The sequence below is a fragment of the Psychrobacter sp. KCTC 72983 genome, assembly GCF_014280455.1.
GTDB lineage: Bacteria > Pseudomonadota > Gammaproteobacteria > Pseudomonadales > Moraxellaceae > Psychrobacter > Psychrobacter pacificensis.
The window spans coordinates 651334-664151 of record NZ_CP060390.1 but is presented as its reverse complement, the minus strand read 5'-3'; the positions used below and the strand labels follow the sequence as shown (position 1 = coordinate 664151).

Sequence of the window (12818 nt, the reverse complement as noted above, 5' to 3'; positions counted from 1 at the left end):
CATCTCACAACCAAACTGCTATAGAACGTGTATGCCTTTTTACTTATCGTTTAATTGTCTGATATATCAATGCGTTATAGTAATGACATTATCAAACAATATCTTATGATTTGTCGTTAGGAGGCACTCATGACGCTAACTGCCATCATTTTCAGTATGGTCGCCGCCTTATCACTAACCAGTTGTGCAACGCGGCAGGCAGCCAGTACCGACTGGACCCCATATCTCAAATCCATGCAAAAAGGCTGTGATTATCCTAACCCGACAACCAGCAGCTTACCCATACCTTATCAGCAATCGATTATCGATACCGATACACGTATCAAACCTTACAATTCGTCTGATGAGGAGCAACTGGAGCATTTGGACGAAACCATCACCACTTACACGCTAAATAACGCGACCGCCTTTGGTAAACAGCTCTCAAAAATTGAATATCTCAGCGGTTTTGAATGGTCGCATTTAAAGCTGTATTTTGCCAATAACCCACAGTCGCTACGCAGTGAATTCACGCTGCCTGTTGATAAACATGATATTAACACCGTAACCAAAAACGACAGTAGTGGCTATCAAGTGACGGGCGAGGGCTACAAGCATTTAACCTTTGATAAAAAAGACAACAGCATTACCTGTGGGTTTGGGGTGTAGCGAAGAGCAAGGTTTTTAGTGACCGATATATTTGAGCGTTTTCATACGTAAAGACTTAAGCCTCAAGATAGCAGTGCTGTTATCTTGGGGTTTCTTATATATAGAGATGTACTTTATTCAAAAAAACAAGCAGGTCATTTTCTTAACATGAATAAAATTCATCTTATACTAAGTTTATATCGTTTTTATTCATGTTAAAGATTTGCTTAAATACACCCATACAGACATTCAGTGTTATCTCAATTTGTAGGGTAGGAATCACCATGACTAAGCCTTTTGCATGTTCAATCAAGCACATTCGTTTTGATGAAAACTATCAGCCTGCCAGCAGCACGCGCATGACGACCAACTTTGCCAATCTGGCGCGCGGCGAGCAGCGTGAAGACAATCTGCGTAAAGCGTTGACCATGATTAACAACCGCTTTAACGCGCTGGCACATTGGGATAACCCCAATGCCGATCGTTATTCGGTCGAAGTGGACATCGTGTCTGCCAACATGGATATCGAAGGCAATGGCGATGCGTTCCCTGTGATTGAGATGCTGCAAACCACCATCGTGGACCACAAAGAAAACAAGCGCATCAATGGTATGGTCGGCAACAGCTTTTCTTCTTATGTGCGTGATTATGATTTTAGCGTGGTACTGCTAGAGCACTTTAACAAAAATCCAAATGCCAAAGCGCCTGACGACTTTGGCGACTTACACGGCAAATTGTTTCAATATTTATTGAACTCAGAGGCCTACAAAGCCAACTTTAACAAACAGCCTGTGATTTGCTTGAGTGTCTCAACCAGCAAGACCTATTACCGCACCACCAATGTGCACCCTGTGCTGGGCGTTGAGTATCAGCAAAACGAGTACTCCTTAACCGACGACTATTTTCACAAAATGGGCTTAACCGTGCGCTATTTTAAGCCTGAGGGCAGCGCGGCGCCACTCGCGTTTTATTTTGCGGGCGATTTGACCAGCGACTATACCGACCTTGAGCTGATCAGCGCGATCAGCACCATGGAGACGTTCCAAAAGATTTATCGCCCTGAGATTTATAATGCCAATTCAAGCGCAGGTCAGGTCTATCAGCCAAGCCTAAAATACCAAGACTATTCGCTCACGCAGATTGTCTATGACCGTGAAGAGCGTAGTCAGATGGCGGTCAAGCAAGGCAAATTTACCGAAACGCATTTTATCAAGCCTTACCAAGATATTCTTGAAGCATGGGCGGCCAATTACGCTGTAAACGAGAACGTCGCTTAAAAAATCCAAATATAAAAGCGCACGCTATAACACCTAAAATAGAGACATCTGAAATAGAGAAGATAATACGACATGACTTTATTATTACCAACATCGACCGCTGGCAGCTTGCCAAAACCCTCTTGGTTGGCAGAACCTGAAAAAATTTGGTCGCCGTGGCAACTTGACGGTGAAGAATTGCTTCAGGCAAAACAGGATGCGCTGCTAGTATCGCTACAAGAGCAAGTGCAAGCAGGCGTCGATATCGTCAGTGACGGTGAGCAGACCCGTCAGCACTTTGTCACTACCTTTATTGAGCACTTAGACGGCGTGGATTTTAACCAGCGCGAAACCGTGCGTATCCGCAATCGATATGATGCCAGCGTACCGTCAGTGGTGGGTGCCGTGAGCCGCCAAAAACCTGTGTTTGTAGAAGATGCCAAGTTTTTACGTAAGCATACTGACAAGCCGATCAAATGGGCATTGCCTGGGCCGATGACCATGATTGATACGCTGTATGACGATCATTATAAAAGTCGCGAAAAGCTGGCGTGGGAGTTTGCGACGATTCTTAATCAGGAAGCCAAAGAACTAGAAGCAGCAGGCGTGGATATCATTCAGTTCGATGAACCTGCATTTAATGTATTCTTCGATGATGTCAACGACTGGGGTATCGCTACGTTGGAGCGTGCTATCGAAGGCCTAAAGTGTGAAACAGCGGTGCATATTTGTTATGGTTATGGCATCAAAGCCAATAACGACTGGAAAAAGACACTGGGATCAGAGTGGCGTCAGTATGAGCAAGCCTTTCCTAAACTGCAGCAGTCCAATATCGATATCGTCTCATTAGAATGTCAAAATTCGCATGTGCCCATGGATTTGATAGAGCTCATTCGCGGTAAAAAAGTCATGGTTGGTGCAATCGATGTCGCCACTAATGATATTGAAACTCCTGAGGAGGTAGCCGATACGCTACGCAAGGCCTTACAATTTGTCGATGCGGACAAGCTGTATCCCTCGACCAACTGCGGTATGGCGCCGTTGTCTCGTGAGGTGGCACGCGGCAAGCTACATGCGCTGAGCGCTGGTGCGGCAATCGTGCGGCAAGAGCTGAGCGTTTAGCAAAACTTAACAAGTTTTGTCTTGTTTAAGCTTATGAGTGGCCTCAGTTAACAAGGTACTTATAGATTTAACGTTTCTCAGGATTGCAGTAATGATAAAAGATATGATTGAAGCCACTGATTTTAGAGATGCCATGGCGCTATTGCCCACGGCGGTCAATGTGATCACCACCAATGGTCCGTCAGGCACTCATGGGTTTACTGCCTCGGCGGTATGTAGCGTCACTGATACACCGCCGACACTGCTGGTATGTATGAATCAAGCCGCTCGCTCACATGGGCATTTTGTGGATAATAAAGTCTTGAGCGTCAATGTGCTTGGTGCCCAGCATGAACACTTATCCAATGCTTTTGCTTCTAAACTAAGCTCAGATGAGCGCTTCGAGCAAGGAGTTTGGACTGAGCTTGTGACAGGCGCGCCTATCCTGAAAGATGCGCTAGTGAGCTTTGATTGTGAGATTGAGCACATTCAAGAAGTGGGTACGCATAGTGTGCTGATGTGCCGAGTGGTCGCTATCAAACCTCCAGAATCCCCAAGCGGGCAAGATGAGAGTTTAGTGTATTTTAACCGTGCTTATCATTACGTCGGTCAAGTTGAGCTTGTATAAGTCATAACTGGCATTAATATAGAGCACTTGCTCAGAAAATAAATCTATATAAGAAGACACTATCCCGTGGAACTACTCATTTTTTTAATCATAGGTGCACTAGCAGGGTTTGCGGCCGGGCTTTTCGGCGTGGGCGGTGGCACCATTATCGTACCGCTGTTATTTATTGTCTTTACCCAAATGGGCTACGATGCCGATACCATTATGCATCTGGCTTTGGGGACGTCGCTTGCGACCATCATCGTCACTTCGATCAGCTCGCTGATGGCGCATAATAAAAAGGGCGGCGTCATGTGGCCGGTCTTTAAAAATCTAGCACCTGGTTTGGCGCTAGGGTGTTTTTTGGGAGCAGGGATAGCAGGGCAAATATCAGGGTTATATCTGCAGCTGATTGTCGGGGTGTTTTTACTGTGGGTCGCTTATAGAATGTTTACCGCTGGTAAAAGACGTACACATATGAGTGATGCGAGTCATACGCCTGTGGTATTACCGTCTAAACCCAAGCAACTTGCGGCAGGTGGTATTATTGGTGTGGCTTCGGCCATTTTTGGTATTGGCGGTGGCAGCTTAACGGTGCCGTATCTTACCCGTTATAATGTGGTTATGCAAAAGGCGGCAGGCACGTCGGCGGCGTGTGGTTTGCCTATTGCCATTGCTGGTGCGCTCGGCTTTATGTTCTTTGGTATGCAGCAGCAAGTTGATGTACCTAATACCATTGGCTTTGTGCATATTTATGCCTTTTTGGGCATTGCGAGTATGAGCTTTTTTACCGCTAAAGTTGGGGCAAAAGTTGCTCATATGCTCTCACCGCCACTGTTAAAGAAGTGCTTTTCGGTATTGTTATTCGTAGTGGGACTTTATTTTCTTTATAAAGGATTGTTTTGAGGGTTTGGAGTAGTGTGTTTAAAAGATTAAGTTCATGAATAAGCTAGTGCCTAATGTTGCCAATCACGTCTAATTTAATGGTCTACTATCTACTATAAGTGGTCTATTAATAGGTTTGAAGGGGTAGATAGCTGGTTTTTTTTGAGTTATAGTCTAATGAAGTTTCTTAAAATGAATTCACCAACATCCAGGTGTATTTATAATATAACTAGAAAGGAATATATACAATGAAAGTATGAAAAACAGGAGGTTAATAATGACTGTTAGAAAGTATAGTGAATGCAAGGATATTTTTTGGGACGAGAGTTCTTTTAACTACGCTTTAGATGAACTGCATATTTGGGATATTGAGAAATACTGGAGTCTAGAATATTTTTTAATTAAATTGTGTGCAAGCTTACAAGATAACGAGGTATTGGACAGAAAGTTCGCGGCAGATTTGTACTATCTTGGTCATAGCATAAATGACTTGATAACAAACCAAATTCATCCTTCAGAATGTTACATATTAGAGAAATTTAATGAAGACGAGGCATGCGAATGTCGTGACCGTTTTAATCATATTATGAGAATACTTTGGGGACGAATTCCCTTTGATTTTCATGACTATATGATAACTAGTAACACACTTATTCAAAAAGAGTTGAACTTAAGTAAGTGAAATTTATTATTAGACCTATCGTAAAAGTACTAGCTGTTTTACGAAACTCCCTTCTATATTGAGCTATTTTCGTAACACCATAAAAAATAGTTTAACAGTTATGCGCTTATTAAAATCGTATCTAATATGGTTAGTTCGACGCCTGTATAGCCCACCGATCATGATCAGAATACTTACGGTAAGTACACCATGAAGTGCACTACAGGTATCACAATAATTCAAAACTTTGACATCATTAGCTCGCACCTTAGCTTTCGAGTCCTCACTAGGGAAACAAACCTTTAACAGCCGTATTCTGGCTTCTTTCACTGATTACTTTAGATAAGCTTTAGCACTCTCCACCCAAGCAAACGCTTCTAAGATACCCATCCATTGATCGTCCAATCCTGCTTTTAGCAATAATGGCTCACCCGTAATCGGGTGATTGAGCGCCAACGCCTGAGCATGTAGCAGCATCCGCATACAGTCATATTGGGTGCGAAAAAATCGCGTGTGCCGTATGTCGCCATAGCTCGTATCACCGATGATGGGGTGAAAGACATGCTTCATGTGCCGACGCAGCTGATGCTTGCGTCCCGTTTCAGGGGTCAATTGCACAAGGCTATAGCGGCTGGTATCGTGCTTTTTTGAAACTGCGACAGGCAGCTCGATCTGTGCCAAGCATTGCCAGTGAGTTACCGCCTCTTGAGCAGGCTTGTCCCAATCGGCAAACTTATCCGCAATCGCATCGGGCTGAAAACTGAGTGCGTAGTCAATCGTGCCTTTATCTGGTATGAAGCCGCGCACGACTGCCAGATATTGCTTGGACACTTCATGCGCAGTAAACGTCTCAGTTAAGGTGCGCGCCACCGCTGAGCTTTTGGCAAATAATAATACGCCCGATGTCGGCCTATCCAAGCGATGTACGGGAAACACATGGCAGCCAACCGTATCACGGGTCAGCTGCATGGCAAAGCGCGCCTCGCCTTTATCCAGCCAGCTGCGATGCACCAGCAGCCCCGCTTCTTTGTTAATTGCGACCAAATACTCATCTTCGTAGATGATGTCTATGTCGTTTGCAACACTGCTTTGGATTTCCATACTCATATTACTCATATTGACGATATGGTAATGATATCAGCTATTGATGTTTTTCTGTTTGACTATGCAAAAACCTAGTACAGCGCCCTTTTTTCATTATCGAATATTCCATTATCAAATAGCTGCGTTCAAAATAATACGCCATTTCAAGAAACGCCTCTTTAGATTTCGCGCCTTAGGTATTATGATTGATAGTGTTAATGACAAATGTTGGCACTAAGTTTGCATCGATAAAATTGCAAACTAAAATTCATTAATTACTAAAGGTGTCTTATGACTAAAGTTCTCATTGAAGTTGATCTTACCCAATCCCCTTATGATAATGAAAACATACATAACCGCTGGCATCCTGATATACCGATGGCAGCGACCGTCAAACCAGGAGAAGATTTCATTTTGGAGTGCTTTGACTGGACTGGGGGACAGATATTAAATAATGATAGCGCGGAGGATGTGAGGGATGTAGACCTAACACAGGTTCATTTTTTGTCCGGACCTATTGGTGTAGAAGGGGCTGCACCAGGAGATTTACTAGAAGTTGATATTCTCGATATTGGTACTTTGGCAGGAAGCGAGTGGGGATTTAATGGGTTTTTCTCTAAGCAAAATGGCGGCGGATTTTTGACGGAGCATTTTCCTGAAGCACAAAAATCTATTTGGGATTTTAATGGTATTTATACCAAGTCGCGCCATATTCCTGGCGTGGAGTTTGCTGGCATCATTCATCCGGGGCTAATTGGCACATTGCCTTCCAAAAAAATGCTGGATGAATGGAATAGACGCGAAAAAGAGTTGTACGATACCGAACCTGATCGCGTCCCAGCACTGTGTAATTTGCCCTTTGCAAAAACGGCGCACATGGGCAGAATGACGGGTGATGACAAAGAAACAGCAGCGGCAGAAGGGGCGCGCACCGTACCGCCGCGTGAGCATGGTGGCAATTGCGATATCAAAGATTTAACGAAAGGCGCGAAGGTGTATTTCCCCGTATATGTCGAAGGAGCAGGACTGTCTGTCGGTGATTTGCACTTTAGTCAAGGCGATGGTGAGATTACCTTTTGCGGGGCGATTGAGATGGCGGGCTGGATTCATTTGCGTGTCAAGCTTATCAAAGATGGCATGGAAAGATACGCAATCAAAAACCCAATTTTTAAACCCAGCCCATTGACCCCAAGTTATAAAGACTATTTGATCTTTGAAGGTATTTCGGTCGATGAAAGTGGCAAGCAGCATTATCTAGACGTTAATGTCGCCTATCGGCAAGCCGTTCTCAATGCAATTGAGTACATGAAAAAATTTGGTTATAGCGGCGCACAGGCTTATTCGCTGTTAGGCTGCGCGCCTATACAGGCACATATTAGCGGTGTGGTAGATGTGCCCAATGCTTGTGCAACATTATGGCTACCGACAGAGATATTTGATTTTGATATCAATCCAGGCGGAGAAATGCCCAAGCGTCAGCCAAAAGACGAAGCAGATTTACCATTGGCCAAAAACCCGCCTCAACTTAAGCCTTTTGAAAAATAGAGTCTACCCGATAATACGAAATATGGAGATTTTGTGATGCCCATATACGACTATAAATGTCAAAAACATGGTTTATTTCATGAATTGGTAGAGATGAGTGACTCTGGAGAAAACAGACCTTGCCCTGAATGCCAGATACCGTGCCTGCAGGTCATCGTTGTTGCACCTAGCTTTTTAAATATGGATAGCCATAAAAGGCAGGCGTGTGCGTGCAACGAGCGTGCGCAACATGCACCACTAAAAAGCAGTCAAATAGAACATGCGCTATCAAGGAGCAATAAATTGCTCCTTCCTGATGCGTCAATGAGTAAAAGCAGTCGAACCTTAATCAATAACGACGGCACAAAAACTTTTATTGGTCAAAGGCCATGGATGATCAGTCACTAGAGGTTTGCTAGGGTTTCTTGAGCTGTGCTGATCATAAATAATCTGTTTTTGTTCGGCGTTACTCAAGCCGCTTTGCCTACTTCTAAGACCATAAAAAACCCCTGCTAAAGTTACATCAACTTTAGCAGGGGGTAATAATGGAATCAACAGTATGATACTTTATTACTCAGTATGATACTTTATTACTCGCAGACACACACGGTCAGCGAGTAATCACTGTTATTCCACCGTCACAGACTTGGCAAGGTTACGTGGCTGATCAACATCCGTACCGCGCATTACAGCCACATGGTAAGACAGTAGCTGTATGGGTACGCTGTAGACGATAGGAGCAAGCGTCTCGCAAACTGCTTTAACATATACTACATGTAGGCGGTCTTCAGCATTGATGTAACTATCTTCACTGGCAAAGACAAATAGCTCGCCGTGACGGGCGTGTACTTCTTGCATGTTGGCTTTGAGCTTATCGAGCATACTGTCTTTGGGTGCCAGCACGACGATTGGCATGTCTTTGTCAACAAGCGCTAGCGGACCGTGTTTGAGCTCACCTGCGGCGTAACCTTCAGCGTGGATATAAGAGATTTCTTTGAGCTTCAATGCGCCTTCTAGAGCGATAGGGAACTGTAGACCGCGCCCTAAAAATAAGCAGCTTTTCTTATCTTCAAAGTGCTCCGCCATCGCTTTGATCGGAGCATCAAGGTGCAAGCTGGCATAGAGTTGACCGGGCAGCTTTTGTAGCTCGCTAAGTAAGATGCTTAGGTTTGCGCTGTCGATACGCTGCTGCACTGCGCCTGTTTTTAAGACCAATAGCATGAGTGCGACCAGCTGGGTGGTAAAAGCTTTGGTCGATGCTACACCAATCTCAGGACCTGCAAGGGTCGGCAAGAATATGTCTGTCTCGCGAACCAAGGAGGAGGTAGGCACGTTACATAGTGCTAGACTAACCAGTCCTGCTGGATTTTGTTTTTTGATCTCACGCAGGGCTGATAAGGTATCGGCTGTTTCACCAGACTGAGAGATACAAATCACCAGCGAGTTGTCGAGTACTACAGGATTGCGATAGCGGAATTCACTAGCAACCTCAACAGAGCAGGATAGGCGCATCAAGCTCTCAAACCAATATTTAGCAACCATCCCCGCATGATAGCTAGTGCCGCAAGCGATGATTTGTACATGCTGTACGCCTGATAATTGCGCTTCATTGCGTGCTAAAAAGTCATCACGCAGGGCTGATGCTTGGCGGTTATCAATCGCCATCTCAAGCGTACGCGCGACTGCATCTGGCTGCTCATAGATTTCTTTGAGCATATAGTGCTTGAACTCGCCTTTGTCAGCATTATGCTGCTTGGCATCGATTTCATGCACTTCGCGGCTGACTTCCTCGCCATCGACATAGACTTTAATACTGTCACGGGTCAATTTGGCAATATCGCCTTCTTCTAGGTACATAAAGCGGTTGGTGACTGGCAGTAGTGCCAGCTGATCTGAGGCGATAAAATTTTCACCAATACCAACACCGATGACTAAAGGCGAGCCTAAACGTACCGCGACCAGCTCATCTGGCGTATCCACGTGAATGATGCCTAAAGCAAATGCACCATGCAGCTTAGGAATCACTGCGCGTACCGCTTCTAGCAAATCATTGGTTTGCTCATAAATGTCATGAATCAGATGCGCCACCACTTCGGTGTCGGTCTGTGAGGTAAACTCATAGCCTTTAGCGATGAGCTCTTTTTTGAGTTCAGCGTAGTTTTCGACGATACCATTGTGAACGACGGCAATCTTACCAGATACGTGCGGATGTGCATTGCGCTGTGCAGGTTCGCCATGCGTGGCCCAGCGAGTATGAGCGATACCAATATGCCCATCAAAAAAATCGGTACTGGCTTCAACCGCATCGACCAAGGCTTGAACCTTGCCCACTTGGCGCTCACGATGTAATTCACCATCACGAATGACGGTTAAACCAGCCGAATCGTAGCCCCGATATTCTAGACGCTTAAGACCTTCAAGCAAGATATTCGCAATATTGCGTTCAGCAACTGCGCCAACGATTCCACACATGGCTTTTCCTTAAATTTGTTTTTTAATAATTCAATATATGATGGTACAAGACTAGTAAGTGTCGTTAGCTACCAATGCTCAGTTATTAGCTCAAAAGTATGATGAAGCAGTACCACCAAGTTTGCCGTACTGCTTAGGTTTACTCAAGAATGACGGCGATTGATCAAACTTTCGATAAATCAGTTATTTTTTAGTCGGTCGTTGAAAGTCGTTTTTTTGTACCTGACGAGCTCGGCCAAATGCTAAAGCACTACTATCAACGTCTTTGGTAATGACAGAACCTGCAGCGATGGTAGCCGTGTCTCCGATGGTTACTGGCGCGACTAGGCTTGCATTGGAACCAATAAAGGCATTATCTCCAATGATGGTCTGCGACTTGTTGACACCGTCGTAATTACAAGTAATGACACCTGCACCGACATTGACGCCTGTGCCGACAGTTGCATCACCGATGTAGCTTAGGTGATTTACTTTACTGCCTTGACCGATTGTTGATTTTTTAATTTCAACAAAGTTACCGACTTTGCTGTTGTCAGACAATACCGTATCAGGACGCAGGTGTGCAAAAGGTCCTATGTCGACACCAGCTCCGATGTCAGCGCGATCAATCACACAGTAAGGCTTAATATAACAAGCATTACCAATCTGAGCGTTTTTGATGACGCAGCCTGCTTCAATATAGACATTGTCGCCTAAAGTGCAGTCGCCTTCAAATACCACATTGACGTCAATAAACACATCTTGTCCGGCAGTCAATGACCCGCGAATATCCACGCGCGTGGGATCGGCAAATTGAACGCCTGCTTCTTGTAGGTCGGCGACTATCTTGCGTTGCCACGTGCGCTCTAGGCTTGCGAGTTGTTGGCGGTTATTAACCCCTTCAATCTCAAACGTATGCTCAGGCTCAATCGCCGCAATCGTAATACCATCAGCGACGGCCATTTTGACGATGTCAGTGAGGTAATATTCTTGTTGCGCGTTATTGTTAGAGAGCTCTGGCAAATACTTATGCAGTAGGGCGTTGTCTACGCAATAGATACCACTGTTGATCTCTCTAATATTTTGCTCGTCAGCACTGGCATCTTTTTGCTCAACGATGGCTTCAATGTTGCCGTTTTGGTCACGTTTGATACGACCCAACCCGAACGGATTATCGACAGTCAACGTCAGCATAGACATACCATCAGTATTGGCAGCTTTTAAAGCAGCTAATGTCTGGCAGCTGACCAATGGCACATCACCATACAGAATGAGACTTTTCCCTGATTTCGGTAAATCAGACAATGTTACTTTGACCGCATGACCTGTTCCTAATTGCTCAGTTTGCGCAACCCAAGTAAACGTCGACTGTGTATATTGGTTGGTAATCTCTGACTTTACTTGATCGCCGCCAAAACCATGGACAATGATGGTTTCATCAACAGTGAGCTGATGACAGGTATCCAATACATGAGCCAATAATGACTTACCAGCTAGGGTCTGCAAAACCTTTGGCTTTGCCGACTGCATACGTGTGCCTTTACCGGCCGCTAAAATAATCACAGAAAGAGGAGATGTCATAATAAGCCTACAAATGTAACAAAATATAATGTTGAATTATAGCGTAAAAACTTGCACAAAAAAAATTATGACGTGCAAGCTTTGTAACTTGAATACCCAAAACTTAAGCAAGCAAAATCAAATACGTAAGATGGCTAAACCGAAGTAGGGCGTGTTGAACATTCGCAAATAGGCACTGCTGATCGCTAAAATTGTTCCAGACAAGGCACAAAGCGACGATAATGCAGATGCCTTAGCGAGATTTGTAACGCAGTATGGGGCAATTTTAGCATCAGCCCGCAGGGACAGGACTCTTTTTTGCCGCTTCATCGTTAAAAATAAGCGCTTAGAATGACTAAACTTATTATTTTTAACATCGAATCGCCTAAAAAATAGTCGCTGTCAGTGCCATGGTCGAATGTTCAACACGCCCTAATGATTTCCGCGGAATAATATTAAAAAGACATAAACATCATCACAATGATGTAAATAATCAACCAAATCACGGCTGCCATAATCCCTGCAATAATGTCATCCAACATTACCCCAAGGCCACCCGCAACCTTTTTGTCTGCCCAACCAATCGGTGGTGGCTTTAAAATATCAAATACGCGAAATAGGATAAAAGCAGTCGGTAGCCAGCCCCAAAACATCGGCAGCATCATTATCGACAAGGTATTTTCAGACGTAGGAAATACATATGATAATATATAAGATAACGGCAATAGGGTAATCCACATGCCAGCCCATTCATCCCACACAATATGCGGATCATCGTGTACTTGCATCAACTCAGACGTACGCCCGCAAATCCAAACACCAACCAAACACGACAAAATTGTCAAGATTAAAAAAGGAACGAAACCCAAGCTCATCAGTGGCACACCCACAATCAGACCACCAACCGTGCCCCACGTACCGGGCGCGCGTCGAGGTAGGCCGCTGCCCAAACCCAGTCCGAGCCAATAAACCATGCGGTCAAGCATACTGGCACCGACTGGTAGAGGTGGGCAGTCATTTGCTTGTCGGATATCAGGCTTAGATAGGTGTTGATCAGTCATGG

At 44.6% G+C, this 12818-nt stretch carries 11 protein-coding genes and 1 pseudogene; 8 read left to right on the top strand and 4 right to left on the bottom strand.

From position 1 onward, the window contains the following. Positions 1 to 129: 129 nt before the first annotated feature. The 5 genes from PSBA01_RS02760 (at position 130) to PSBA01_RS02740 (ending at position 4497) form a co-directional block, all read left to right on the top strand. The gene (locus tag PSBA01_RS02760) at positions 130 to 648 is read left to right on the top strand and encodes a hypothetical protein (protein WP_058025066.1); all 519 of its coding nucleotides are present in this window, start codon (positions 130 to 132) and stop codon (positions 646 to 648) included. A gap of 263 nt (positions 649 to 911) precedes the next feature. After that, positions 912 to 1904 carry a DUF1852 domain-containing protein gene (locus PSBA01_RS02755; protein WP_058025067.1) on the top strand — a complete coding sequence of 331 codons (993 nt, stop codon included), beginning with the start codon at positions 912 to 914 and terminating at the stop codon, positions 1902 to 1904. Between the two features lie 72 nt (positions 1905 to 1976). Beyond that, the gene (locus PSBA01_RS02750; protein ID WP_186474990.1) at positions 1977 to 3005 is read left to right on the top strand and encodes a methionine synthase; all 1029 of its coding nucleotides are present in this window, start codon (positions 1977 to 1979) and stop codon (positions 3003 to 3005) included. A gap of 103 nt (positions 3006 to 3108) precedes the next feature. Next, a complete protein-coding gene (locus PSBA01_RS02745; RefSeq protein ID WP_025646795.1) occupies positions 3109 to 3612 on the top strand; it encodes a flavin reductase in 504 nt (167 codons plus the stop codon). A gap of 66 nt (positions 3613 to 3678) precedes the next feature. Next, a complete protein-coding gene (locus PSBA01_RS02740; RefSeq protein WP_186474989.1) occupies positions 3679 to 4497 on the top strand; it encodes a sulfite exporter TauE/SafE family protein in 819 nt (272 codons plus the stop codon). Between the two features lie 973 nt (positions 4498 to 5470). Here the strand turns inward: PSBA01_RS02740 and truC are convergent. After that, on the bottom strand, positions 5471 to 6244 hold the full coding sequence (gene truC / locus PSBA01_RS02735) for a tRNA pseudouridine(65) synthase TruC (protein ID WP_416383511.1): 774 nt from the start codon (positions 6242 to 6244) through the stop codon (positions 5471 to 5473). Between the two features lie 267 nt (positions 6245 to 6511). Here truC and fmdA point away from each other — a divergent pair, with 267 nt between their 5' ends. The 3 genes and pseudogenes from fmdA to PSBA01_RS02725 all read left to right on the top strand — a co-directional run bounded on the left by fmdA (position 6512) and on the right by PSBA01_RS02725 (position 8152). Then, entirely contained in the window at positions 6512 to 7765 is a 1254-nt protein-coding gene (fmdA, locus tag PSBA01_RS02730) for a formamidase (RefSeq protein ID WP_186474988.1), read from the top strand. A 36-nt stretch (positions 7766 to 7801) separates the two neighbouring features. Then, positions 7802 to 7855 (top strand): annotated as a pseudogene (locus PSBA01_RS13435) (hypothetical protein); the annotation flags it as partial. Positions 7856 to 7858: 3 nt separating this feature from the next. Further along, positions 7859 to 8152 (top strand): hypothetical protein, encoded by a 294-nt coding sequence (locus tag PSBA01_RS02725; RefSeq protein ID WP_267448537.1) that lies wholly within the window; start codon positions 7859 to 7861, stop codon positions 8150 to 8152. A 219-nt stretch (positions 8153 to 8371) separates the two neighbouring features. On the opposite strand, the gene glmS is transcribed toward PSBA01_RS02725, so the two are convergent. The 3 genes from glmS to PSBA01_RS02710 all read right to left on the bottom strand — a co-directional run bounded on the left by glmS (position 8372) and on the right by PSBA01_RS02710 (position 12816). Continuing rightward, complete coding sequence (gene glmS / locus PSBA01_RS02720; RefSeq protein ID WP_186474986.1) at positions 8372 to 10216, bottom strand: glutamine--fructose-6-phosphate transaminase (isomerizing); 1845 nt, start codon at positions 10214 to 10216, stop codon at positions 8372 to 8374. A gap of 183 nt (positions 10217 to 10399) precedes the next feature. Then, entirely contained in the window at positions 10400 to 11776 is a 1377-nt protein-coding gene (gene glmU / locus PSBA01_RS02715) for a bifunctional UDP-N-acetylglucosamine diphosphorylase/glucosamine-1-phosphate N-acetyltransferase GlmU (protein ID WP_186474985.1), read from the bottom strand. A gap of 434 nt (positions 11777 to 12210) precedes the next feature. Further along, positions 12211 to 12816: a phosphatidylglycerophosphatase A gene (locus PSBA01_RS02710; protein WP_186474984.1), complete on the bottom strand. Its 606-nt coding sequence runs from the start codon at positions 12814 to 12816 to the stop codon at positions 12211 to 12213. Positions 12817 to 12818 lie beyond the last annotated feature (2 nt).

Excerpts from the sequence above, each read along its gene's own strand:
- PSBA01_RS02760 (WP_058025066.1), top strand. The coding sequence starts at position 130 with ATGACGCTAACTGCCATCATTTTCAGTATGGTCGCCGCCTTATCACTA.
- PSBA01_RS02755 (WP_058025067.1), top strand. The coding sequence starts at position 912 with ATGACTAAGCCTTTTGCATGTTCAATCAAGCACATTCGTTTTGATGAA.
- PSBA01_RS02750 (WP_186474990.1), top strand. The coding sequence starts at position 1,977 with ATGACTTTATTATTACCAACATCGACCGCTGGCAGCTTGCCAAAACCC.
- PSBA01_RS02745 (WP_025646795.1), top strand. The coding sequence starts at position 3,109 with ATGATTGAAGCCACTGATTTTAGAGATGCCATGGCGCTATTGCCCACG.
- truC (WP_416383511.1), bottom strand. The coding sequence starts at position 6,244 with ATGAGTATGGAAATCCAAAGCAGTGTTGCAAACGACATAGACATCATC.
- fmdA (WP_186474988.1), top strand. The coding sequence starts at position 6,512 with ATGACTAAAGTTCTCATTGAAGTTGATCTTACCCAATCCCCTTATGAT.
- PSBA01_RS02725 (WP_267448537.1), top strand. The coding sequence starts at position 7,859 with ATGAGTGACTCTGGAGAAAACAGACCTTGCCCTGAATGCCAGATACCG.
- glmS (WP_186474986.1), bottom strand. The coding sequence starts at position 10,216 with ATGTGTGGAATCGTTGGCGCAGTTGCTGAACGCAATATTGCGAATATC.
- glmU (WP_186474985.1), bottom strand. The coding sequence starts at position 11,776 with ATGACATCTCCTCTTTCTGTGATTATTTTAGCGGCCGGTAAAGGCACA.
- PSBA01_RS02710 (WP_186474984.1), bottom strand. The coding sequence starts at position 12,816 with ATGACTGATCAACACCTATCTAAGCCTGATATCCGACAAGCAAATGAC.